We start from the raw sequence: 22,945 nt of genomic DNA on the forward strand, positions 1-22,945 counted from the left end.
CCCGCAGAGGTCTACGACATGCCGCAGCAAACGCCTGCCATCGACACCGCGCAGTCCATCGCCAAGATGATCCTCGATGGCTTCGACGATTACCGCGAGCACTTTCGCCAGATCACCGACGGCGCCCGCGAGCGTTTTGAAAAGGCCCAGTGGCAAGAGGCGCAAGCCGCCTCGGCGGCGCGGATCAACCTCTATGAAGAGAAGGTCGGCGAAGTCACCACGCGCCTGCGAGCCACTTTCGATGCGGGGGCGCTGCTGGATATCCAGTCCTGGCCCCTGGTCAAGAGCGCCTATATCAGCCTGATCGACCTGCGGTTTGACGATGAACTGTCCGAGACCTGGTACAACTCGATCTTTTGCGGGCTGTTCAGCCACGACCTGATCAGCGACGGCTGCATGTTCATCCACACCACCCGCCCGAGCCTGCGCCGCGCCCGTGCCGCGCAAACCCGCACCTACAAGCCCCAGGGCCAGTTGGCCGGGATGCTCGAGCAAATTTTCAGCGACTACCGCTTCAGCGAACCCTACGCCGACCTGGCCGGCGACCTGCAGCGTCTCGAAGCACAACTGCGCGAGAACCTGCCGGACTGGGTATGCAAGGACCCGGACCTCAACGTCGAGCTGTTTTCCTCGGTGCTTTACCGCAACAAGGGCGCGTACCTGGTGGGCCGCCTCTACACCCGCGATGAACAATGGCCGCTGGTCATCCCGCTGCTGCACCGCGAAGGGCAGGGCATCCGCATCGACGCGCTGATCACCGATGAAGCCGATGTGTCGATCATCTTCTCGTTCACCCGCTCCTATTTCATGGTGGATGTGCCGGTGCCGGCAGAGTTCATCGGCTTTCTCAAGCGCATCCTGCCGGGCAAGCACATCGCCGAGCTGTACACCTCCATCGGCTTCTACAAACACGGCAAGTCGGAGTTCTACCGGGCGCTGATCAACCACCTGGCCAGCACTGACGATCAGTTCATCATGGCCCCGGGCGTGCGTGGGATGGTCATGAGCGTGTTTACCCTGCCGGGCTTCAACACGGTGTTCAAAATCATCAAGGACCGTTTTTCGCCGTCGAAAAACGTCAACCGTGCCACGGTGATCGAGAAGTACCGCCTGGTGAAGAGTGTCGACCGGGTCGGGCGCATGGCCGATACCCAGGAATTCGCCGATTTCCGTTTCCCCTTGAGCAAATTCGAGCCGCAATGCCTGGCCGAACTGCTGGAAGTGGCTGCCGGCACGGTCGAAGTCGAAGGCGACACGGTACTGATTCGCCACTGCTGGACCGAACGCCGCATGACCCCGCTCAACCTCTACCTGGAAAACGCCAACGAGGCCCAGGTACGCGAAGCCCTCGAAGACTACGGCCTGGCCATCAAGCAACTGGCGGCGGCGAATATCTTTCCCGGCGACATGCTGCTGAAAAACTTTGGCGTCACCCGTCATGGTCGCGTGGTGTTCTACGACTATGACGAGATCTGCTTTCTTACCGAAGCCAACTTTCGCCACATCCCGGCACCGCGCACCCCGGAAGACGAAATGGCCTCCGAGCCCTGGTATTCCATCGGCCCGCTGGACGTGTTCCCCGAGGAATTCCCGCCGTTCCTGTTTGCCGACGCCGGGCAGCGGCGCCTGTTCGATGAACTGCACGGCGAGTTGTACAACGCCGACTACTGGAAAGGCCTGCAAGAGGCGATTCGGGCGGGGAAGGTGATTGATGTGTTCCCGTATCGGCGCAAGGGCCTGGATAACGAATAAGGGCATCAATACCGCCAGACCCTGTGGGAGCTGTCGAGCCCCGGCGAGGCTGCGATAGCGCTGGGCCAGCCAACAGCGATGCCGGCCGTGCCAGCCCCTACAGGTGATTTACGCGGCCTTTAACGTTGTGTGCGCTTTTCTGCCACAATTGCCGGCCGTGCATAAATAGACGACCTTCAAAGTACCTGATGACTGACCAAGCGCCCGCTATCGACCAACTCCTGAAAAACCTCGATCACGCCATGCTCGCCGACCGCCACCGCTTGCGTCGGCAGTTGCTTGAGCTGCGCAAGAAACCCGATGAGGAGAAGCTGGCGCAGTGGGTGGCGCGCATGCAGGCATCGTGTGCCCAGGTCACGGCGCGCGCGGCCAGCGTGCCGCAGGTTCGCTATGACGACAGCCTGCCCATCGCCGCCAAGCGCGACGAGATCAAGGCCGCGCTGCAAAAGCACCAGGTGCTGATCATCGCGGGCGAGACCGGCTCGGGTAAAACCACGCAGTTGCCGAAGATCTGCCTGGAAATCGGTCGCGGCCAGTACGGCTTGATCGGTCATACCCAGCCCCGGCGTATCGCCGCGCGCAGTGTGGCGAGCCGGGTCGCGGACGAGTTGGCCACGCCGCTGGGGGCGCTGGTGGGTTATCAGGTGCGGTTCGAGGACCAGAGCGATTCCAACACCCTGATCAAGTTGATGACCGACGGCATCCTGCTCGCCGAGACCCAGAACGATCGCTACCTCGAACGCTACGACACGATCATCGTCGACGAAGCCCACGAGCGCAGCCTGAACATCGATTTCCTGCTCGGCTACCTGAAGACCCTGCTGCCGCGCCGTCCCGACCTCAAAGTCATCATCACCTCGGCCACCATCGACCTGGAGCGCTTTTCCAAGCACTTCGACGATGCGCCGATTGTCGAGGTCTCGGGGCGTACGTTCCCGGTGGAAACCTGGTACCGCCCGCTGACCCTGGAGCAGGACGAAGAGGGCAACCGCGTCGAAGACGACTTGACCGTGGACCAGGCGATCCTCGCCACCCTCGATGAAATCGCCGCCTTTGAGCGCAGCGAGCGCAAGAGCCCTGGCGATGTGCTGGTGTTCCTGCCCGGTGAGCGCGAGATCCGCGATGCCGCCGATATGCTGCGCAAGGCCCAGCTCAAGCACACCGAAATCCTGCCGTTGTACGCGCGCCTGTCACCGGCCGAACAGCAGCGCATTTTCCAGTCCCATCCGGGGCGGCGCGTGGTGCTGGCGACCAACGTTGCGGAAACCTCGCTGACCGTGCCGGGCATCCGCTACGTGATCGACAGCGGCACCGCTCGCATCAGCCGCTACAGCTACCGCGCCAAGGTCCAGCGCCTGCCGATCGAGGCGATTTCCCAGGCCAGCGCCAACCAGCGTAAAGGCCGTTGCGGCCGGGTCGAGCCGGGCATTTGCGTGCGCCTGTTCAGCGAAGAAGATTTTATCGGGCGCCCGGAATTTACCGACCCGGAGATCCTGCGTACCAACCTTGCGGCCGTGATCCTGCAGATGCTGCACCTGCGCCTGGGCGAAATCACCGACTTCCCGTTTATCGAGCCCCCGGATGGCAAGGCCATCAGCGATGGTTTCAACCTGCTGCAGGAACTCTCGGCAGTAGACCGCAATAGCCAACTGACACCCCTGGGCCGGCAACTTGCGCGCCTGCCGGTGGACCCGCGCATGGGTCGCATGTTGCTGGAAGCGGCCAAGCTTGGCAGTTTGCAGGAAGTGCTGATCGTCGCCAGCGCCATGTCGATCCAGGACCCGCGCGAGCGCCCGCCGGAGCGCCAGCAAGCGGCCGACCAGGCCCACGCGCAATGGAAGGATCCCGATTCGGACTTCGCCGGGCTGGTCAATTTGTGGCGCGGCTTTGAAGAGCAGCGCCAGGAACTGACCGCCAGCCCGCTGCGCAACTGGTGTCGCAAGAACTTCCTCAACTACCTGCGCCTGCGCGAGTGGCGCGATTCCCATCGCCAGTTGAGCCTGATCTGCCGCGATATGCAGCTGACGGTCAACAAGGAACCGGCGGACTTCCCGAAACTGCACAAGGCGGTGCTGTCCGGCCTGTTGAGCCAGATCGGCCAGAAAACCGAAGACGGCGATTACCTGGGGGCCCGTCAGCGGCGCTTCTGGATTCATCCTTCCTCGGGGATCGGCAAGAAGCGTCCGCAATGGTTGATGACCGCCGAACTGGTGGAAACCACCAAGCTGTATGCGCGCATGGTGGCCAAGATCGATGCCGATTGGATCGAACCGTTGGCCGGGCACCTGATCAAGAAAAACCACTTCGAACCCCATTGGGAGAAGAAGCGCGGCCAGGTCGTGGCCTTTGAGCAGATCACGTTGTTCGGTTTGATTGTGGTGGGGCGTAGGCCCGTGCACTACGGGCCGGTGGACCCGGTGGTGTCCCGCGAGCTGTTTATCCGCGAAGGCCTGGTGCGTGGCGAGATCCAATCCCGGGCCAAGTGCCTGGCCGCAAACCAGCAGTTGCTGGAGCAATTGGACGAGCTGGAAGCCAAGGCCCGGCGCCGCGATATCCTGGCCGACGAGGAAACCCTGTACGCCTTCTACGACGCGCGCCTGCCGGCGGAGATTCATCAGACGGCGACCTTCGACAGTTGGTACAAGATCACCAGCCAGAAAGACCCGCAACTGCTGATCATGCGCGAAGAAGACGTGCTGGCCCGCGAGGCCAGCGAGGTCACCGCCGCCCATTACCCCGACACCTTGCACCTGGGCGACCTGGCCCTGGCCTTGAGTTACCACTTTGAACCCAACCACCCGCGCGACGGCGTGACCTTGCGCGTGCCGGCGCCGCTGTTGCCGGCCTTGCCCGCCGAGCGTCTGGAATGGCTGGTGCCCGGGCTGATCGAAGCCAAGTGCATTGCCCTGGTGCGCAACCTGCCCAAGGCCCTGCGCAAGAACTTCGTGCCGGTGCCGGACTTCGTCAAGGCCGCGCTGCAACGTATCGAATTTGCCCAGGGCTCGCTGCCCCAGGCGCTGGGGCGCGAACTGTTGCGCATGACCGGTGTACGGGTCAGCGATGAAGCCTGGAGCGAAGCGGCGCAGCAGGTGGAAAACCACCTGAAGATGAACCTGGAAGTGGTCGATGCCCAGGGTAAGTTCCTCGGCGAAGGCCGCGACCTGGCAGCGTTGACTGCGCGGTTTGTCGAAGCCAGCCAGGCTGCCCTGGCAGTGCCGCAGACTGCCAAAAGCCAGCAGCCGGTGGAGGCCAAGGTCTTCGCTGCGGTTGCCGAGACTACCCAGCAGAAGATTGCTGGCCTGTCGATGACGGTGTATCCGGCGCTGGTAGAAGAAAACGGCACGGTCAAGGAAGGACGTTTCTCTACGGCTGCCGAAGCCGAGTTCCAGCATCGCCGCGCCTTGCAGCGCCTGTTGATGCAGCAATTGGCCGAACCGGCAAAATTCCTGCGCGGCAAATTGCCGGGCCTGACAGAGCTGGGGCTGATGTACCGCGAGTTGGGACGTATCGAGGCCCTGGTGGAGGACATTCTGCTGGCCAGCCTCGACAGCTGCGTGCTGGAAGGCGAGGCCAGCCTGCCCAGGGATGGCGCGGGCCTGGCCGCCCTGGCCGAGCGCAAGCGCGGCAGTTGGACCGAACATGCCGAACGCCTGGCGCGCCTGACCCTGGAAGTGCTGAAACTGTGGCATGGCCTGCAAAAGCGCTTCAAAGGCAAGATCGACCTGGCCCAGGCCGTGGCACTCAACGATATCAAGCAGCAACTGAGCAACCTGGTGTATCCAGGGTTTGTGCGCGAAACCCCGGCGCAGTGGTTCAAGGAACTGCCGCGCTATCTCAAGGCCATCGAGCTACGCCTGGAAAAACTGCCCAGCCAGGTGCAGAAGGACCGGGTCTGGAGCGGTGAGTTGAGCGGCCTGTGGAGCCAGTACCAGACGCGCCTGAACAAGCACACCCAGGAAGGCAAGCGCGACCCGCAACTGGAGCTTTACCGCTGGTGGCTGGAGGAATACCGGGTGTCGTTGTTTGCCCAGCAGTTGGGCACCAAGGCACCGATTTCCGACAAGCGCTTGAGCAAACAGTGGAGTCAGGTCGAGCCTTGACCTGGCGTACCGGGGGCGGGTGCGCGCGCGACAGGCGCCAAACCCCCCGGTTTATGGCAAACTTCGCCGCTATAAATGCCAGGATCGTCTAGATTGGCTGTATCAGCCTCGACGCGCCGGGACAAAGCGTTTCCCCGTTTGATGTCCGCGCGGCGGACTAGAGCGATTTACGGTTTGGTACGAAGGTACCAATCCCTTCTGCCTGAACAGATTTAGAGGAACGACCGTGCATAACGTCGTCATCAGCGGCACAGGCCTGTACACCCCGGCCAACAGCATCTCCAACGAAGAGCTGGTGCAGTCTTTCAATGCTTACGTTCAACAGTTCAATGCCGACAACGCCGTGGCCATCGAGCAGGGCGACGTTCAGGCGTTGACCGAATCCAGCGCCGCCTTTATCGAAAAGGCCTCAGGTATCAAGAGCCGCTTTGTCATGGACAAGGAAGGCATTCTTGACCCCCAGCGCATGACCCCGCGTTTGCCCGAGCGCTCCAACGACGAGTGGTCGATTCTCTGTCAGATGGCCGTGGGCGCCGCCGAGCAAGCCCTGCAGCGCGCTGGCAAGACTGCCGCCGATATCGATGGGGTGATCGTCGCCTGCTCCAACCTGCAACGCGCCTATCCGGCCATTGCTATCGAAGTCCAGGAAGCCCTGGGCATCCAGGGTTTTGGTTTTGACATGAACGTGGCGTGTTCTTCGGCGACTTTCGGTATCCAGAACGCTTGCAACAGCATTCAGTTGGGCCAGGCCCGGGCGATCCTGATGGTCAACCCGGAGATCTGCACCGGCCACCTGAACTTCCGCGACCGTGACAGCCACTTCATCTTCGGCGATGCGGCGACCGCGGTGATTCTGGAGCGTGCCGACCTGGCCACTTCCGAACACCAGTTCGACGTTGTCAGCACCAAGTTGCTGACCAAGTTCTCCAATAACATCCGCAACAACTTTGGCTTTCTCAACCGCGCGGCGGAAGAGGGCGTTGGTGCGCCAGATAAACTTTTCGTGCAGGAAGGCCGCAAAGTCTTCCGTGATGTCTGCCCGATGGTTGCCGAGTTGATCGGCCAGCACCTTTCGGAAAACCAGTTGAGCGTCACCGATGTGAAGCGTTTCTGGTTGCACCAGGCCAACCTGAGCATGAACCACCTGATCGTCAAGAAGCTGCTGGGCCGTGAAGCCGAGATCGAAGAAGCACCGGTGATCCTCGATACCTACGCCAACACCAGTTCGGCGGGTTCGGTGATCGCGTTCCACACCTATCAGGACGACCTGCCCAAGGGCGCGCTGGCGGTACTCAGCTCGTTTGGCGCCGGGTATTCGATTGGCAGCGTGATCCTGCGCAAGCGCTAGGAACCAGGCGATTGCGGCCACGTCTTGCACAATGAGGTTTTGAATGGCAGCAGCCGACGACGCGCACCTGCTTGAACGCCTGCTCAAGGGCGAGCAGCGGGCCTACAAGGAATTGGTCACCACCTACCAGAGCGCGATGCGTGCGGTGGCCTACGCCATCGTAGGCCAGCGCCATGCCGACGAAGTGGTCCAGGACGCATGGCTTTCGGTGGTGCGCAGCCTTGCCCGGTTTGAAGGGCGTTCCAGCCTCAAGACCTGGCTGCTGACCATCACCGCCAACTCGGCCAAGGGGCGCTACAAGCAGAATCGACGGGAAGTGCTGCTGGACGACCTGCCGTCGCCCCACGGCACCATCGGCGATGAGCGTTTTGCCGCCGGCGATGAGCATTGGCTGGTCGCGCCATTTGCCTGGCACCAGGACACCCCTGAGGCGCTGCTCACCGAAAACGAGCTGCGTGAATGTCTGGAGCACACGTTGCTAAGTCTTTCCGAGCTGCAAAGCAGTGTGCTGCTGCTGCGCGAGCGCCAGGGGCTGGAACTGGAAGAGATTTGTAATCTTCTGGAGATCTCGCTCTCCAATGTGCGAGTGCTGCTGCACCGGGCGCGGCTTAAAGTCTTCGCTACGGTGGAGCATTTCGAGGAGACTGGCGAATGTTGACCTGCAAAGAACACGTGGCGCGTTCCAGCGATTTTCTCGATGGGCAACTGAGCTTTGGTGAGCGCCTGCGTATGCGCCATCACCTGATGTTCTGCGCCAATTGCCGGCGCTTCATTCGCCAGATGCGCCTGATGCAAGCCACGTTGCGCATCCTGCCCGAACCCGAAGTGGCCGATGCGCAAGGGTTGGCCGAGCGCCTGGCCTCGGAGCTCAAGCGCAACTCCTGACCCAACGCTGTCTGCGGTTGCCAAGGCCTGCGACGTCCCCGTCGCGGGCTTTTTTGTGTCGGCGAAAAGCTATGCGCTGAAAAACCTTGCAGGTTTGTCATTTTTTTTCACCTTTTTTTCACTTGGCATTTCTCGTACTTTTTTCGCTCAAGCCCACGCCGGCCGTAGCGTTGCGCTTATTCCAAGTGGTTGTAAGAAAGTTCCCCTGTAATAAAATATTTATCTTGCAGCAACTTGGCTGAAATATCCCCTCGCCAAGATCCCCTCCCAACACCAGCGGGGCAGAACCCGTGTGTTTTCCAACGCAAAAGACCACCAATTAGGGGAATTCTTCGATGATCCGTAAGCACTTCGCCGGTTTCGCGGCCAGCGCCCTGGCCCTGGCCGTTACCGCCCAGGCTTTCGCTGGTACTGTCACTACTGACGGCGCCGATATCGTTGTCAAAACCAAGGGCGGCCTTGAGGTTGCTACTACCGACCAGAACTTCAGCTTCAAGCTGGGTGGTCGCTTGCAAGCCGATTACGGCACATTTGACGGCTTCTACACCAAGAACGGTGATTCGGGCGACGCCGCTTACTTCCGTCGCGCCTTCCTGGAGCTGGGTGGCACCGTCTACAAGGATTTCAAATACCAGCTCAACTACGACTTCTCCCACAACTCGGGTAACTCCGACGACGGTTACTTCGACGAAGCGTCCATGTCCTATGTGGGCTTCAAGCCGGTGACTATCCGCGTTGGTCGTTTTGACCCGGATTTCGGCCTGGAAAAAGCCACCAGCTCCAAGTGGATCACCGCCATGGAGCGTAACTCGGCCTACGAGGTTGCAGACTGGGTCAACACCCACGAAAACGGCATGGGCATCCAGGTCAGCGGCACTGCGGCTGAGATGTTCTACGGCTCCGCCAGCCTGGCTTCCAAAGACATCAACGACGAAGACGGCAAGGGCGTGAAGCAATTCAACGGCCGTATCGTGTTGGCGCCGATGAACAAAGGCGGCGACGTCCTGCACTTCGGCTTGAACGTGGCGGCACGTGACCTCAACGACGCGGCCTTCGACTCGCGGATCCGTCCGCGTCTTGGCGCCCGTGGCGTGGCGACGACCGGTGGCAACGATGCTGGCTCCAACGGCAACCGCGCTACCTTCGGCGGCGGTGTGGGCCTGAACGCCAGCAACCTGACCGCAGTCGGCGCCTATGACACCGACACCGTGTTTGGTGGTGAGTTTGCCTTCGCCACTGGCCCATTCTCGGTACAGGCTGAAGCCCTGAGCCGCAAGATGAAGGCTGACAGCAATGCCTACCAGGACGTGAAAACCAGCGGTTTCTACGGCCAACTGGCCTACACCCTGACCGGCGAGTCCCGTGCCTACAAGCTCGACGGCGGCAAGTTCGACGCCATCAAGCCTGAGAACAAGCAGTACGGCGCCTGGGAAGTGTTCTACCGTTACGACAGCATCAAGGTTGACGACAAGAACATCGTCGTCAGCAGCGCTACCCGCGAAACCGGCGACGCCAAGGCCAACGTGAACACCCTGGGTGTGAACTGGTACGCCAACGAAGCGGTCAAGCTGTCCGTGAACTACAGCAAGGTCAGCACCGACAAAATCACCAACGCCAATGGCGATGACAGCGGTGACTCCATCGTCGGTCGTGTGCAGTACGTGTTCTAAGCAACTGTAATACCGCTCCAACGCGCTCTTTCTTCATCCGTTAAAGCGCGATCCTCTTTTTCACCCCGCCAACTGGCGGGGTTTTTTTTTGCTGACCGCGCGGGTGGCAGGTTCTGTCAGAATGGCCTGAATATTGTGAGCGAGCGTTTACCGTCGGGGAATGGCATGCCGTTGAAACGTTTGAATAGCCTGTCCGAAGTGTCGCCTGATGAATGGAACGCATTGGTTCCCGAGGATCAGCCGTTTCTGCGCCATGCTTTCCTCAGTGCGCTGGAAGACAGTGCCAGCCTTGGCCGGCATTCTGGCTGGCAGCCGGAGCACTTGCTGCATTACGAGGGCGAGCGGCTGGCGGCGGCGCTGCCCAGCTATCGCAAATGGCACTCCTATGGCGAATACGTATTCGACCATGGCTGGGCTGACGCCTGCGCGCGCGCGGGCATCGACTATTACCCTAAGCTGCTGACAGCGGTGCCTTTCAGCCCGGTCAGCGGGCCGCGCCTGTTGACGGCCAGTGGCGCGGATGGCCTGGAGCTGCTCCAGAGCCTGCCTGGCTACCTGGAGATCGAAGGGCTTTCCAGTGCCCACATCAACTTCACCGATGCCATGGCCGATGCCGCGCTGGGCCAGCAACCCGGTTGGCTTGCGCGCCTGGGTTGCCAGTTCCACTGGCAGAACCGTGGTTATCGCGACTTCCAGGACTTCCTCGACGCCTTGAGCTCGCGCAAGCGCAAGCAGATGCGCAAGGAGCGCGAACAAGTGGCGGGGCAGGGCATCGAGTTCGAGTGGCTGCACGGCCATGAGCTGAGCGAGGCCCAGTGGGATTTTGTCTACGCCTGCTACGCCAACACCTATGCGGTGCGCCGGCAGTCACCGTACCTGACGCGAGCGTTTTTCAGCCTGCTGGCCGAACGCATGCCGCAGGCAATACGGGTGGTGCTGGCCAAGCAAGGGCCGCGCCCGGTAGCCATGGCGTTCAGCCTGGTCGGCGGCGACAGCCTATATGGCCGCTATTGGGGCTGCCTGGGCGAATTCGACCGGCTGCATTTCGAGACCTGCTTCTATCAAGGCATGGACCACGCGATTGCCAATGGCCTGCAACGTTTCGACGCCGGGGCCCAGGGCGAGCACAAGTTGATCCGTGGATTTGAGCCGGTGATTACCCACTCCTGGCACTACTTGCGCCATCCAGGCTTGAAAAGCGCCGTGGCGGATTTCCTGGAGCGCGAGCGGGTGGGGATTCTGGCGTATGCCGAGGAGGCGCGGTCGGCGTTGCCGTATCGACAGGCCTGAATACAGGTTTGTTTTGTAACCCTTGGTTGGCAAGCCCTGTTGAGATATTGTTGGGTGAACTACTTTGTATTTACAAAAGTAAATACAGGGTGGGCCATGAATTTCGAGTGGGATGAGTCCAAGAACCAAGCCAATATTCTTAAACACGGTATTGATTTCAACGATGTGCCGGATATCTTCCAACACCCGATGCTAGCCTTGCTTGATGAGCGGGCGGATTACGGTGAAGAACGTTGGGTCGGTATCGGATGGATCAAGATTTTGATTGGTGTAGTTGTATATACCGAGCGTCGAGGTGATGTGATCCGCATCATCTCAGCCCGAAAAGCAACCAAGCAGGAGGCCAAATACTATGTCGAAAACATCGAAAACTGACTGGGAGCGACTGGCCAAGATGAGCGATCAGGAGGTTGATACCAGCGATATTCCCGAGTTGGGTGAAGACTTCTTCCGTCGTGCAGAGTTGCGCGTGCCTGTGAAACAGGCCGTCACTATTCGGCTCGATGCTGACGTCCTTGAGTGGTTCAAGGGGCAAGGTGCGGGCTATCAGACTCGTATCAACCAACTGCTGCGTCAGTACATGCAAGCTCACCAAGGCTGATAGCACCCATGTAGGAGCCAGCTTGCCGGCGATGACGGTGTGTCTGCCCATGATGTGCTGGCAGGTAGTCCGTTATCGCTGGCAAGCCAGCGCCTACAAGGGTCATTGCGGTTGGATCAGGCGGTTTCTTCTTTGCCCAACCAACGGTAGGTGATGCCACCGATCACTGCGCCAAGGATCGGCGCCAGCCAGAACAGCCACAGTTGCTGGATCGCCCAACCGCCGACAATCAGCGCAGGGCCGGTGCTGCGGGCCGGGTTGACCGAGGTGTTGGTGACCGGGATGGAGATCAGGTGGATCAGTGTCAGCCCCAGGCCAATGGCGATGGGTGCCAGGCCAGCCGGTGCGCGACGGTCAGTGGCGCCGAGGATGATCAGCACGAACATCGCGGTCATCACCAGTTCGGTGACAAACCCAGCCGCCATCGAATACCCGCCCGGCGAGTGTTCACCGTAGCCATTGGATGCCAGGCCCGAAGCCAGTTCAAAACCCGGCTTGCCGCTGGCAATGAAGTACAGCAGGGCCGCTGCCACTACGCCGCCAATGACTTGCGCGACGATATACGCCGGCATTTCCCTGGCCGAAAACCTGCCGCCGACCACCAGGCCCACGGTGACTGCCGGGTTGAGGTGGCAGCCGCTGATATGGCCAATGGCAAATGCCATGGTCAGTACGGTAAGCCCGAATGCCAGCGAGACACCCAGCAGGCCGATTCCGACATCGGGGAACGCTGCGGCCAGAACCGCACTCCCGCAACCACCCAACACCAGCCAAAACGTACCTAACCCTTCTGTAACGGAACGTTTGAACAGAGACATGAACGCGTCCTTCTAAATCAACTGGTCGGTGAGGCTTCCCTGCAGTCTGATGTCAGGGCCCTCCCTGGGCCCTGATTGCAGTACAGCAGGATTGTGATACACGGCCAGCGAGTTAGAAAAAACTGTCAGAATTGTTCGGAATTGATCGCGCGGTTAGTAGTCCAGAATCAGTCGATACCCACGAATCCTCCAGTCTGGTGCTGCCACAATCGCGAGTACAGGCCGCCATGTGCCAGCAATTGCGCATGGCTGCCACTTTCGGCGATCTGGCCTTTTTCCAGGACCACCAACCTGTCCATTCGAGCAATCGTGGACAGGCGGTGAGCGATGGCGATTACCGTCTTGCCCTGCATCAGGGTTTCCAGGCTTTCCTGTATGGCCGCTTCCACTTCCGAGTCCAGGGCCGAAGTGGCTTCGTCCATGATCAGGATCGGTGCGTCCTTGAGCAGGACCCGGGCGATTGCGATGCGCTGGCGTTGCCCGCCGGAGAGTTTCACCCCGCGCTCACCCACATGGGCATCCAGGCCAATGCGGCCCTCGGCGTCCGACAGCAGCGGGATAAATTCATCGGCACGCGCCTTGCGGATCGCTTCCCAGAGCTCTTGGTCAGTGGCATCGGGTTTGCCGTACAGCAAGTTGTCGCGGATCGAGCGGTGCAGCAGCGAGGTGTCCTGGGTGATCATGCCGATGCGTTCGCGCAGGCTTTCCTGGGCCACTTCGGCGATGTCCTGGCCGTCGATCAGGATGCGTCCGCCTTGCAGGTCGTAGAGGCGCAGCAGCAGGTTGACCAGGGTCGACTTGCCGGCACCGGACGGGCCGATCAGGCCGATCTTTTCCCCTGGCTTGATCACCAGGTTCAGGCCACTGATGATGCCGCTGCTCTTGCCGTAGTGGAAATCCACCTGTTCGAAGCGCACTTCGCCGTGGGGCACGCGCAGGCGCGGGGCGTTCTCGCGGTCGATTACCGCCAGGGGCTGGGCGATGGTTTTCAGGCCGTCCTGGACCATGCCGATGTTCTCGAAAATGCCATTGACCACCCACATGATCCAGCCCGACATGTTGACGATGCGGATCACCAGGCCGGTCGCCAGGGCGATGGCGCCGACCGAGATCAGCGATTGCGTCCACAGCCACAGGGCCAGGCCGGTGGTGGTGACGATCAGCAGGCCGTTCATGGTCGTGATGACCACGTCCATGCTGGTGACCACGCGGCTGGCCAGCTGGGTTTTTTCGGTCTGCTCGATGATCGCTTCCTTGGCGTACTCCTGCTCGGACTGGGTGTGGGCGAACAGCTTCAAGGTGGTGATATTGGTGTAGCCATCGACGATGCGCCCCATCAATTTGGAGCGCGCCTCGGAGGAAATCACCGAGCGTTCCTTGACCCGTGGCACGAAGTAGCGCAGCGCCAGGCTGTAGGCAATGATCCAGGTGACCAGCGGGATCATCAGGCGCCAGTCGGCCTCGGCGAACAGCACCAGGGAACTGATGGCATAGATCGCCACGTGCCAGATGGCATCGACGGCGGCCACGGCCGAGTCACGCAGCGAATTGCCGGTCTGCATGATGCGCTGGGCAATGCGCCCGGCAAAATCGTTCTGGAAGAAGTTCAGGCTCTGCTTGAGCACATAGCTGTGGTTCTGCCAGCGGATCAGGCTGGTCATGCCGGGGCTGATGGTCTGGTGCACCAGCAGGTCGTGCAGGGCGCCGAAGATCGGGCGCAGCAGCAGGGCGACCACGGCCATCCAGATCAACTCGGTGGCGTGGATCTGGAAGAAATTGGCCGGCGGCGTGCCCTGGGCCAGGTCGATGATGCGGCTCAGGTAGCTGAACAGCGCCACCTCGATCAGCGCGCCGATCAGGCCCACCACCAGCAGCGCGGCAAAGCACGGCCAGACCTGGCGCAGGTAATAGAGGTAGAAGGGCAAGACTTTATCGGGAGGTGCCGCGCTGGGAGCGTCGCGGAAGATATCGATCAGTTGTTCAAAACGACGATAGAGCATTAGGTCTGACGCCCGCCGGGCGGGCTCTCCTTGTTGAATACGCGCGCGGCCTTGTGGGCGGCGCGCGGAACTCCTGTCGATCAGTCGATGATTTTGGCCGACTTGATAAGCACAGGATCGATGGGCACGTTTTGCATGCCTTGCTTGGTGGTGGTCTGCGAGTTGACGATCTGGTCCACCACGTCCATGCCACTGACGACTTTGGCGAAGACTGCGTAACCGGCATCGCGACCTGGGTCGAGGAAGGCATTGTCGGCAACGTTGATGAAGAACTGGCTGGTGGCCGAGTTGGGGTTGGAGGTCCGGGCCATCGACAAGCTGCCACGCACGTTATGCAGGCCGTTGCTGGCTTCGTTGCGGATAGGGTCCTTGGTGTCTTTCTGGACCATTTGCGAGGTGAAGCCACCGCCCTGGACCATGAAGCCTGGAATCACACGGTGAAAAATGGTGTTGGTATAAAAACCACTCTTCACGTATTCCAGGAAGTTCTTGCTGGAGATCGGCGCCTTGACCGGGTCCAGTTCGATTTCGATGTTGCCGAAGCTGGTGTCCAGCAAGACATGCGGTGCCTTGGCGTCCGCCGCCATCAGGTTGGCAGCAAACAGAACAGAACCGGCAAAAACGGCGATTTTTTTCAGCATGGGTCAGTGATCCTGGGAAGTGGTTTGGACGGTCTTGAGAAAATCGAGCAGGGTTGTATTGAAGGTCTCGGGTTGGTCCAGCGGTGTCGCGTGACGTGAGTCCGCAATCACCACCAACCGCGCATCAGGCAGCAGTTTTACATAGATTTGTTTTTGCGCCACCGGGGTGTAGTCGTGGTCGGCGCTGATGACCAGGGTTGGACAGGTAATCCGCGAAAGTCGTTCCTGCACCCCCCAGCCCACAATCGCATCGAAGCTGGCGAGGTAAGCACGTTTGTCGTTTTTTGCCCAGCGTTCGGTCATCTTGCGCCGCAGGTCGGCCTGTGAGGGCTTGGGGAACAACCGGTCGCCAAGCGCCTTGCCGATGGTATTCAAGCTCAGCACGCGCGCCAGGCTCCAGCGCTTGGCCCATTGCCAATAATCATCGGCGCTGCGCACCTTGACCTCGGGCGTGCTGTTGACGATGCACAGGCTTTTGAGCAACTGCGGTTGGTCGACCGCCAGTTGGAAGGCGATCATCCCGCCCATCGACAGGCCCACCACATGGGCGGCGGGCAGTTGCAGGTGTTCGATCAGCGCCACCAGGTCGGCGGTAAAACCGGCGATGCTGTAGCGCTCCCGGGGCTTGTCGGAGCGCCCGTGACCGCGCACATCCAGCACCACCAGGCGGTAATGCCGGGACAATACCGGGATTTGCAGTTCCCAATCCTGGCAACTGGAGCCCAGGCCGTGGATCAGGATCAGTGGCTCGCCGTGGCCGTATTCCTCGTAATGCAGGGTGCAGCCTTCATGTTCGAAATAGGCCATCGGTGAACTCCGTGTCAGGCTTGCCGGGGAGCGGCAAAGGGTGCGTCCAGCGGTGCGGTGTCGAAGGTGCGCAGCAGTTCGACGAGAATCTGCGTGGCCGGGCCCAGGGGCTTGTCCTTGTTCGAGTACAGGTAGAACGTCGGGTGGCGGCTGGCGCCTTGCTCCAGGGGCAGTTGCTTGAGCACACCCTCCTTGAGTTCGCGCTCGATCATGTGCCGGGGCAGCCAGGCAAACCCCAGGCCGCTGCCGACGAAGGTGGCGGCGGTGGCCAGGCTGCCCACGGTCCAGCGCTGTTCGGCGCCGAGCCAGCCGACGTCCCGCGGTTGCTGGCGACCGGAGTCGCGGATCACCACTTGCATCTGGCTTTCCAGGTCCTGGAAGCTCAATTCGCGGTTGAGCCGGTGCAACGGATGTTCGGGGTGGGCCACGGCGACAAATTCCACGTCGCTCATTTCCGTGCCCAGGTAGCCGGGGATGCTGAAGCCGCTGATCGCCAGGTCGGCCACGCCTTCGATCAGCAGTTCCTCGACACCCGACAGCACTTCTTCGCGCAGGCGCACACGGCAGCCACGGCTTTGCGGCATAAAGGCGGTGAGGGCGCGTACCAGGCGGGCGTTGGGGTAGGCGGCATCGACTACCAGGCGTACTTCGGCTTCCCAGCCTTGTTCCATATGGTGGGCCAGGTCTTCCAGTTGGCTGGCGTTTTTCACCAGTTGCCGGGAGCGGCGCAACAGTACTTCGCCGGCGTCGGTGAGTACGGCCTTGCGCCCATCGATGCGCAACAGGGGCACGCCCAGTTGGTCTTGCATGCGGGCCACGGTGTAGCTCACCGAGGATTGCGAGCGGTGCAGCACTTCGGCCGCCTGGGCGAAGCCGCCATGGTCGACCACGGCTTGCAACGTGCGCCATTGATCAAGGGTCACGCGGGGCGCTTTCAAGATGAGCTCCTCTTGTCCTAAGCTGGCGGTCCTTATTGGAGACTGCCGAATGAGAAAATTCTGTTGTGTAGTGCTGGCATTGTTGCCGTTGAGCGCGTTTGCCTATCCGATCGACGTGTCAAAGTCGATCAAAGGGGTCAGCATCGATTACAACGCCTCCGATGTGGACGGCGATATCAGCTCCATCCAGCTCAGTAACTTCGGCAGCAATGACGCTGCGTGTACGGTCGCGTTTACCAATGGCCCGGAGCCAGCGCGGGTGCGCAAGGTCACGGTCCCCGCCGGCAAAAGCACCAACACCACGGTCAAGTTCAGCCGCGCGATTATCAAGATGCGGATCAAGCTGACCTGCGAACCCAAGTAAGGTGCTGCGGAGCACTGACGATGCTCCGCTTATAAACAACTTTATAGATGGGTTATAGCAGTTTTTTGCGCTTTTTTATCGAACGGGCTCTGTTTAACCTTCACTCCATCGACTTACAGCAATTACCGATGGAGCTTACAAAGCCATGTCCAACGTTCTGATCATCGAAAGCAGCGCCCGCCAGCAGGACTCTATCTCCCGCCAGTTGACCCAACAGTTCATCAGCCAATGGCAGGCGGCCCATCCGGCCGATCAGATCACCGTGCGCGACCTGGCTGTCAACCCGGTGCCGCACCTGGACGCGAACCTGCTGGGTGGCTGGATGAAGCCGGTCGAGCAGCGCAGTAGCGACGAGCAGGCTTCCCTGGACCGTTCCAACCACCTGACCGACGAGTTGCTGGCCGCCGATGTGCTGGTGATGGCCGCGCCGATGTACAACTTCGCCATCCCCAGTACCCTCAAGGCCTGGCTTGACCATGTGCTGCGTGCCGGCGTGACCTTCAAGTACACCGCCACCGGCCCCCAGGGCCTGTTGACCGGCAAGCGCGCCTTTGTGCTGACCGCCCGTGGTGGCATCCACACCGGCGCGAGCAGCGATCACCAGGAACCGTATCTGCGCCAGGTCATGGGGTTTATCGGCATCCATGACGTGACCTTCATTCATGCCGAAGGGGTGAACCTGGGTGGCGATTTCCAGGAAAAGGGCGTGAACCATGCCAAGGCCCTGCTGGCACAAGTTGCCTGAAGCGTTAATCGCCAGATAATCGCGCGATGTTTTTATAGCTCCACGCAACCCTTCAAGTACGCGTATCGAACCTCCCTTTGCGCTCGTTGCTCCTGAGTGCTCCTGCCCGACTGGCGCTTTAGCGAGGTCGGGTTTTTTTTGCCCCGAGTTTCGCCCCGCCGTGAAAGACGCTAATGTCGCGCCCATTCAAATATGAGGCGCACATGGGCTACTTACTGATTGTCACCCTGATCCAGGCGTTTTCCTTCAGCTTGATCGGCGAATACCTGGCCGGTCATGTCGACAGCTACTTCGCCGTGCTGGTGCGTGTGCTGCTGGCTGGGTTGGTGTTTATCCCCCTGACCCGCTGGCGCTCGGTGGAGCCTGCGTTCATGCGCGGCATGCTGCTGATCGGCGCGTTGCAGTTCGGCGTGACCTACGTGTGCCTGTATTTGAGCTTTCGCGTGTTGACGGTGCCGGAGGTGCTGCTGTTCACCATCCTCACGCCGTTGCATGTGACCCTGATCGAAGACGCGCTGAACCGGCGCTTCAACCCCTGGGCGCTGATCGCCGCGCTGGTGGCGGTAGCGGGGGCGGCGGTGATCCGTTTTGACCAGATCAACCCGGACTTCTTCATGGGCTTTTTGCTGCTGCAACTGGCCAACTTCACCTACGCCGCTGGGCAAGTGCTGTATCGGCGCCTGGTGGCGCGGCACCCGAGCGACCTGCCGCACTACCGGCGCTTTGGCTACTTCTATTTGGGAGCGTTGGCGGTGGTATTGCCGGCGTTCCTGCTGTTCGGCAAGGCCAACTTCCTGCCCGAAGCGCCGTTGCAATGGGGGGTGCTGCTGTTTCTTGGCCTGGTCAGCACCGCCTTGGGTTTGTACTGGTGGAACAAGGGCGCGTGCCTGGTCAATGGCGGCACCCTGGCGGTGATGAACAACCTGCATGTGCCGGTGGGGTTGCTGCTGAATCTGCTGATCTGGAATCAGCATGAGCCGCTGGGGCGGTTGTTCCTGGGCGGGGCGGTGATTGTGGCGGCAGTGTGGATCAGCCGGTTGGGGATTCGCCCGGCGCCACTCTGCCGGCAATGATCGTTCCCAAAGGTGGGAGCGGGCTTGCCCGCGATAGCGGACGATCAGTAACAGCTGTGTTGACTGACACACCGCTATCGCGGGCAAGCCCGCTCCCACAGGGGGCAGCTTCGCGCCTGGTTAGAGCGTAGCCTTCTCCGGCGCCGGCAAATGGCTGGCACCCAACACCGCCGGCAGTACTCCGGCCCGCAGGTCATTACCACTTGGTTGCTGATACAAACTCAAGCCAAACTCCGGCAGCACCGCCAGCAGGTAATCGAAAATATCCCCCTGGATCCGCTCGTAATCCGCCCACGCCGTGGTGCGGGTGAAGCAGTAGATTTCCAGCGGCACGCCCTGGGAGGTGGTCTGCATCTGGCGCACCATGCAGGTCATGTTCGGCTGGATATCCGGATGGCTCTTCAGATACGCCAGGGCATAGGCACGGAAGGTGCCCAGGTTGGTCATGCGCCGGCGGTTGGCCGACAGTTGCGCGCTGTGGCCCTGGGCTTCGTTCCAGGCTTTCAATTCTGCCTGTTTGCGGCTGATGTAGTCGGTCAGCAGGTGGACCTGGGTCATCCGCACTTCTTCATCGTCACGCAGGAAACGCACGCCGGCCGCGTCGATAAACAGGCTGCGCTTGATCCGCCGCCCGCCCGAGGCCTGCATGCCGCGCCAGTTCTTGAAAGACTCGGACATCAAGCGCCAGGTGGGGATCGAGACGATGGTCTTGTCGAAGTTCTGCACCTTGACCGTATGCAAGGTTATGTCCACCACGTCGCCATCGGCGCCGACCTGGGGCATTTCGATCCAGTCGCCGACTCGCAGCATGTCGTTGCTGGTCAATTGCACGCTGGCGACAAACGACAATAGGGTGTCCTTGTACACCAACAGGATCACCGCCGACATCGCACCCAACCCCGACAGCAGCAACAGCGGCGAGCGGTCGATCAAGGTTGCGACGATGATGATCGCGCCAAACACGAACAACACCATTTTCGCCAGTTGCACATAGCCCTTGATCGAGCGCGTGCGGGCATGTTCGGTGCGGGCGTAGATATCCAGCAGGGCGTTGAGCAGGGCGCTCATGGCCAATACCTGGAACAGGATGGTGAACGCCAGCGCCACGTTGCCGATGAACAGCGCGCTGGTCTTGCTCAATTCCGGCACCAGGTGCAGGCCGAACTGGATCACCAGCGACGGCGTCATCTGTGCCAGGCGGTGGAAGACTTTGTTGTGGCGCAGGTCATTGAGCCAATGCAGGGCAGGTTGGCGGCCGAGCAACTTGACGGCATGCAGGATCAGGTAGCGTGCCACCCGTCCGACCAGCAGGGCCACCACCAACAGCACCAGCAAAGCCAGGCTTGAATGCAGCAGCGGGTGTTGGTCCAAGGCACCCCAGAGGTCTTGAACGTTGAGCCAGAGCTGTTTGATATCCATGGTTTAACGCGATTCTTCTGTAAGACATGACGGGGCGATTAGAGCATTTAAGTGCTGCAAAGTTGTGCAGGCAGACAAATCACCTGACAAAAAACCACCTGATTGGCCCACTTCGCGTAAAGAAACTCGGCCTGAGCGCCCGAAACCGTTACCCTATGCAGCTGATTTTTTGTATTTCTTCGAGGTAGCACCCGTGTTTTCCCAATTCGCCCTGCACGAACGCCTGCTCAAAGCCGTGGCCGAGCTTAAATTTGTCGAGCCTACGCCTGTGCAAGCAGCGGCCATCCCGCTCGCGCTCCAAGGGCGTGACCTACGGGTGACGGCTCAAACCGGGAGTGGCAAGACCGCCGCTTTCGTCCTGCCGATCCTCAATCGCCTGATCGGCCCGGCCAAGGTCCGCGTCAGCATCAAGACCCTGATCCTGCTGCCTACCCGCGAACTGGCCCAGCAGACCTTGAAGGAAGTGGAGCGCTTCTCGCAGTTCACTTTCATCAAGTCCGGCCTGATCACCGGTGGCGAAGACTTCAAGGTGCAGGCCGCCATGCTGCGCAAGGTCCCGGATATCCTGATCGGCACCCCAGGGCGGATGATCGAGCAATTGAACGCCGGCAACCTGGACCTCAAGGAAGTTGAAGTGCTGGTGCTCGACGAAGCCGACCGCATGCTCGACATGGGCTTTGCCGACGATGTGCAGCGCCTGGTCGAAGAATGCGTCAACCGCCAGCAGACCATGCTGTTCTCCGCCACCACCGGCGGTTCGACCCTGCGCGAGATGGTCGCCAAGGTCCTGAACAACCCCGAGCACCTGCAGGTCAATAACGTCAGCGACCTGAACTCGACTACCCGTCAGCAGATCATCACCGCTGACCACAATGTGCACAAAGAGCAGATCCTCAACTGGCTGCTGGCCAACGAGACCTATCAGAAGGCCATCGTGTTCACCAACACCCGGGCCATGGCTGACCGTATCTACGGGCGCCTGGTGGCTCAGGAGTACAAGGCGTTTGTGTTGCACGGTGAGAAGGACCAGAAGGACCGCAAGCTGGCCATCGACCGCCTCAAGCAGGGCGGCGTGAAGATCCTGGTGGCCACCGACGTCGCCGCGCGCGGCCTGGACGTCGAAGGTCTGGACATGGTGATCAACTTCGATATGCCACGCAGCGGCGACGAGTATGTGCACCGTATCGGCCGTACCGGGCGTGCCGGCAACGATGGCTTGGCCATCTCGCTGATCTGCCATGGCGACTGGAACCTGATGTCGAGCATCGAGCGCTACCTCAAGCAGTCGTTCGAGCGCCGCACCATCAAGGAAGTCAAAGGCACCTACACCGGGCCGAAGAAGGTCAAGGCTTCGGGCAAGGCCGTGGGCGTGAAGAAGAAAAAGGTCGATGCCAAGGGCGACAAGAAGAAAACCGGCGCCAAGTCGCCGACCAAGCGCAAGATCGCCAACCGGCCGAAGACCGACAACCTGTCGTTGGTCAGCAAGGACGGCATGGCGCCGCTCAAGCGCCGCAAGCCAGAAGCGCCGGCTGCCGAGTAATACGCCAGCGCACTAAAAAACCGGACAATGTCCGGTTTTTTTATGCCCTCAGTTTTTCGCCTTGGCCGCCGCTTCCTTCAACTCCTTGAGCCGCGCCTCGATCAACTGGCACTTGTCCGGAAACTTCGCGCTTTCGGTGTCCAGGTCCATCTGCTGCAGTTCGTCGTTGATTTCCTTGGCCTTGGTCGGGTTCTGCTGGGTGAGGGTGCTGACCTCCTTGGCCAGTTGTTCGCGTTTTTGCGTGGCTTCTTCCGGGGTACAGGCCCAGGCGGGCAAGGCGCTCAACAGGGTGGCGGCGACAGCCAGTTGCATCAGGGTTTTCATGGGGTAGACCTCCTTGGCGGTGATACCCGGTTGAGGGCACCGGCCGGCGAAAAGTTCAGTGCAATCACGCCCGTCGACCCGGCTGAACGGCGCCCGCACCCACAGGTCACAACCTTTGAAGGCAGCCAGCCGGTGTGCCTGCAGGAGGATTGAGGATGAGCACTTACAATTGGGATCTGATCGAACGTCTGTTGCATGAAGTGCAAAACGGCGAGGGCAGCTTTGCCCCGCGCAAATATGCCGAACAGGAAGCGGCCGAGAAGGCCACGGCCGGCGAGTTCAACGGTGACCTTGATGCGCTGAAAAAGACTGCCGCCGACTACGAGGCATTGTTGTTCAAGCGCGGCTTTATCGAGTCCCGGCCCGAGGATGAGGGCGGCAACGGTGAGAACTTCATTTTGACGCCGCTGGGTGCGCGGCTGCTGGCGCTGATCGACAGCTCCATCCCGGGTAACAATCATCCGCGCCAGGTGCTGGACGAGCAGGCTGACGCGCTGGACCCGGCGACGTTCGAGGTGGTGGCCTCCAAGGCGCAGATCGCCTGAGCACGCGCAAACTGTCAAATAGGTAATCTGGCGCTAAGCCAACTGACAGGCGCCGGTCCCTACTCTGCGGTCATTCAATTGACGG

21 protein-coding genes are annotated in these 22,945 nt (G+C 60.7%); 14 read left to right on the forward strand and 7 right to left on the reverse strand.

Annotated elements, in window-relative coordinates; translation table 11 throughout:
• Positions 1–18: 18 nt before the first annotated feature.
• The 9 genes from aceK (at position 19) to HBO12_RS22600 (ending at position 11,646) form a co-directional block, all read left to right on the forward strand.
• A complete protein-coding gene (gene aceK / locus HBO12_RS22560; protein WP_169955625.1) occupies positions 19–1,752 on the forward strand; it encodes a bifunctional isocitrate dehydrogenase kinase/phosphatase in 1,734 nt (577 codons plus the stop codon).
• Positions 1,753–1,940: 188 nt separating this feature from the next.
• Positions 1,941–5,852, forward strand: a complete 3,912-nt coding sequence (gene hrpA, locus HBO12_RS22565; protein WP_170043261.1) for an ATP-dependent RNA helicase HrpA — start codon at positions 1,941–1,943, stop codon at positions 5,850–5,852.
• A gap of 226 nt (positions 5,853–6,078) precedes the next feature.
• The gene (locus tag HBO12_RS22570) at positions 6,079–7,200 is read left to right on the forward strand and encodes a beta-ketoacyl-ACP synthase III (protein WP_170043262.1); all 1,122 of its coding nucleotides are present in this window, start codon (positions 6,079–6,081) and stop codon (positions 7,198–7,200) included.
• A 43-nt stretch (positions 7,201–7,243) separates the two neighbouring features.
• Entirely contained in the window at positions 7,244–7,858 is a 615-nt protein-coding gene (locus HBO12_RS22575; RefSeq protein WP_170043263.1) for an RNA polymerase sigma factor, read from the forward strand.
• On the forward strand, positions 7,852–8,085 hold the full coding sequence (locus HBO12_RS22580) for an anti-sigma factor family protein (RefSeq protein ID WP_170043264.1): 234 nt from the start codon (positions 7,852–7,854) through the stop codon (positions 8,083–8,085). Before HBO12_RS22575 ends, HBO12_RS22580 begins: the two co-directional genes overlap by 7 nt.
• Positions 8,086–8,420: 335 nt before the next feature.
• Entirely contained in the window at positions 8,421–9,755 is a 1,335-nt protein-coding gene (locus HBO12_RS22585) for an OprO/OprP family phosphate-selective porin (RefSeq protein WP_169955595.1), read from the forward strand.
• 165 nt (positions 9,756–9,920) lie between these two features.
• Positions 9,921–11,045 (forward strand): GNAT family N-acetyltransferase, encoded by a 1,125-nt coding sequence (locus HBO12_RS22590; RefSeq protein ID WP_170043265.1) that lies wholly within the window; start codon positions 9,921–9,923, stop codon positions 11,043–11,045.
• 96 nt (positions 11,046–11,141) lie between these two features.
• Entirely contained in the window at positions 11,142–11,420 is a 279-nt protein-coding gene (locus HBO12_RS22595) for a BrnT family toxin (RefSeq protein ID WP_170043266.1), read from the forward strand.
• Positions 11,398–11,646, forward strand: a complete 249-nt coding sequence (locus HBO12_RS22600; RefSeq protein WP_170043267.1) for a BrnA antitoxin family protein — start codon at positions 11,398–11,400, stop codon at positions 11,644–11,646. The genes HBO12_RS22595 and HBO12_RS22600 overlap by 23 nt, the downstream gene beginning before the upstream one ends.
• A gap of 116 nt (positions 11,647–11,762) precedes the next feature.
• Here the strand turns inward: HBO12_RS22600 and aqpZ are convergent, their stop codons facing one another.
• The 5 genes from aqpZ to HBO12_RS22625 form a co-directional block, all read right to left on the reverse strand.
• On the reverse strand, positions 11,763–12,464 hold the full coding sequence (gene aqpZ / locus HBO12_RS22605) for an aquaporin Z (protein ID WP_169955597.1): 702 nt from the start codon (positions 12,462–12,464) through the stop codon (positions 11,763–11,765).
• A 167-nt stretch (positions 12,465–12,631) separates the two neighbouring features.
• Positions 12,632–14,464, reverse strand: a complete 1,833-nt coding sequence (locus tag HBO12_RS22610; protein ID WP_169955598.1) for an ABC transporter ATP-binding protein — start codon at positions 14,462–14,464, stop codon at positions 12,632–12,634.
• A gap of 80 nt (positions 14,465–14,544) precedes the next feature.
• Entirely contained in the window at positions 14,545–15,105 is a 561-nt protein-coding gene (locus HBO12_RS22615) for a peptidylprolyl isomerase (protein ID WP_170043268.1), read from the reverse strand.
• Between the two features lie 3 nt (positions 15,106–15,108).
• Entirely contained in the window at positions 15,109–15,912 is an 804-nt protein-coding gene (locus HBO12_RS22620; protein ID WP_170043269.1) for an alpha/beta fold hydrolase, read from the reverse strand.
• A gap of 14 nt (positions 15,913–15,926) precedes the next feature.
• Positions 15,927–16,850 carry a LysR family transcriptional regulator gene (locus HBO12_RS22625; RefSeq protein ID WP_169955601.1) on the reverse strand — a complete coding sequence of 308 codons (924 nt, stop codon included), beginning with the start codon at positions 16,848–16,850 and terminating at the stop codon, positions 15,927–15,929.
• A 49-nt stretch (positions 16,851–16,899) separates the two neighbouring features.
• Between HBO12_RS22625 and HBO12_RS22630 the strand changes: the two genes are divergently transcribed.
• From HBO12_RS22630 to HBO12_RS22640, 3 genes are all read left to right on the forward strand, one after another.
• Positions 16,900–17,214, forward strand: coding sequence for a 3-phosphoglycerate kinase (locus HBO12_RS22630; protein ID WP_169955602.1), 315 nt, complete (start codon positions 16,900–16,902; stop codon positions 17,212–17,214).
• Between the two features lie 145 nt (positions 17,215–17,359).
• Positions 17,360–17,959, forward strand: a complete 600-nt coding sequence (locus HBO12_RS22635) for an FMN-dependent NADH-azoreductase (protein ID WP_169955603.1) — start codon at positions 17,360–17,362, stop codon at positions 17,957–17,959.
• Positions 17,960–18,162: 203 nt separating this feature from the next.
• Complete coding sequence (locus HBO12_RS22640) at positions 18,163–19,032, forward strand: carboxylate/amino acid/amine transporter (protein ID WP_128593759.1); 870 nt, start codon at positions 18,163–18,165, stop codon at positions 19,030–19,032.
• Between the two features lie 120 nt (positions 19,033–19,152).
• Here the strand turns inward: HBO12_RS22640 and HBO12_RS22645 are convergent, their stop codons facing one another.
• On the reverse strand, positions 19,153–20,451 hold the full coding sequence (locus tag HBO12_RS22645) for a mechanosensitive ion channel family protein (RefSeq protein WP_169955604.1): 1,299 nt from the start codon (positions 20,449–20,451) through the stop codon (positions 19,153–19,155).
• 193 nt (positions 20,452–20,644) lie between these two features.
• Between HBO12_RS22645 and HBO12_RS22650 the strand changes: the two genes are divergently transcribed.
• Entirely contained in the window at positions 20,645–21,991 is a 1,347-nt protein-coding gene (locus HBO12_RS22650) for a DEAD/DEAH box helicase (RefSeq protein WP_169955605.1), read from the forward strand.
• A gap of 48 nt (positions 21,992–22,039) precedes the next feature.
• Here the strand turns inward: HBO12_RS22650 and HBO12_RS22655 are convergent, their stop codons facing one another.
• Positions 22,040–22,315: a hypothetical protein gene (locus HBO12_RS22655; protein ID WP_170043270.1), complete on the reverse strand. Its 276-nt coding sequence runs from the start codon at positions 22,313–22,315 to the stop codon at positions 22,040–22,042.
• A 155-nt stretch (positions 22,316–22,470) separates the two neighbouring features.
• On the opposite strand from HBO12_RS22655, the gene HBO12_RS22660 reads away from it, so the two are divergent.
• Positions 22,471–22,860, forward strand: a complete 390-nt coding sequence (locus HBO12_RS22660) for a transcriptional regulator (protein ID WP_169955607.1) — start codon at positions 22,471–22,473, stop codon at positions 22,858–22,860.
• Positions 22,861–22,945 lie beyond the last annotated feature (85 nt).

Origin of the sequence: Pseudomonas sp. WS 5059 (genome assembly GCF_012985525.1) — a bacterium.
Lineage (GTDB): Bacteria > Pseudomonadota > Gammaproteobacteria > Pseudomonadales > Pseudomonadaceae > Aquipseudomonas.

Bases quoted from the DNA above. Each gene is read 5' to 3' on its own strand.
- aceK (WP_169955625.1), top strand. From the start codon at position 19: ATGCCGCAGCAAACGCCTGCCATCGACACCGCGCAGTCCATCGCCAAG.
- hrpA (WP_170043261.1), top strand. From the start codon at position 1,941: ATGACTGACCAAGCGCCCGCTATCGACCAACTCCTGAAAAACCTCGAT.
- HBO12_RS22575 (WP_170043263.1), top strand. From the start codon at position 7,244: ATGGCAGCAGCCGACGACGCGCACCTGCTTGAACGCCTGCTCAAGGGC.
- HBO12_RS22580 (WP_170043264.1), top strand. From the start codon at position 7,852: ATGTTGACCTGCAAAGAACACGTGGCGCGTTCCAGCGATTTTCTCGAT.
- HBO12_RS22585 (WP_169955595.1), top strand. From the start codon at position 8,421: ATGATCCGTAAGCACTTCGCCGGTTTCGCGGCCAGCGCCCTGGCCCTG.
- HBO12_RS22590 (WP_170043265.1), top strand. From the start codon at position 9,921: ATGCCGTTGAAACGTTTGAATAGCCTGTCCGAAGTGTCGCCTGATGAA.
- HBO12_RS22595 (WP_170043266.1), top strand. From the start codon at position 11,142: ATGAATTTCGAGTGGGATGAGTCCAAGAACCAAGCCAATATTCTTAAA.
- HBO12_RS22600 (WP_170043267.1), top strand. From the start codon at position 11,398: ATGTCGAAAACATCGAAAACTGACTGGGAGCGACTGGCCAAGATGAGC.
- aqpZ (WP_169955597.1), bottom strand. From the start codon at position 12,464: ATGTCTCTGTTCAAACGTTCCGTTACAGAAGGGTTAGGTACGTTTTGG.
- HBO12_RS22610 (WP_169955598.1), bottom strand. From the start codon at position 14,464: ATGCTCTATCGTCGTTTTGAACAACTGATCGATATCTTCCGCGACGCT.
- HBO12_RS22615 (WP_170043268.1), bottom strand. From the start codon at position 15,105: ATGCTGAAAAAAATCGCCGTTTTTGCCGGTTCTGTTCTGTTTGCTGCC.
- HBO12_RS22620 (WP_170043269.1), bottom strand. From the start codon at position 15,912: ATGGCCTATTTCGAACATGAAGGCTGCACCCTGCATTACGAGGAATAC.
- HBO12_RS22630 (WP_169955602.1), top strand. From the start codon at position 16,900: ATGAGAAAATTCTGTTGTGTAGTGCTGGCATTGTTGCCGTTGAGCGCG.
- HBO12_RS22635 (WP_169955603.1), top strand. From the start codon at position 17,360: ATGTCCAACGTTCTGATCATCGAAAGCAGCGCCCGCCAGCAGGACTCT.
- HBO12_RS22640 (WP_128593759.1), top strand. From the start codon at position 18,163: ATGGGCTACTTACTGATTGTCACCCTGATCCAGGCGTTTTCCTTCAGC.
- HBO12_RS22645 (WP_169955604.1), bottom strand. From the start codon at position 20,451: ATGGATATCAAACAGCTCTGGCTCAACGTTCAAGACCTCTGGGGTGCC.
- HBO12_RS22655 (WP_170043270.1), bottom strand. From the start codon at position 22,315: ATGAAAACCCTGATGCAACTGGCTGTCGCCGCCACCCTGTTGAGCGCC.
- HBO12_RS22660 (WP_169955607.1), top strand. From the start codon at position 22,471: ATGAGCACTTACAATTGGGATCTGATCGAACGTCTGTTGCATGAAGTG.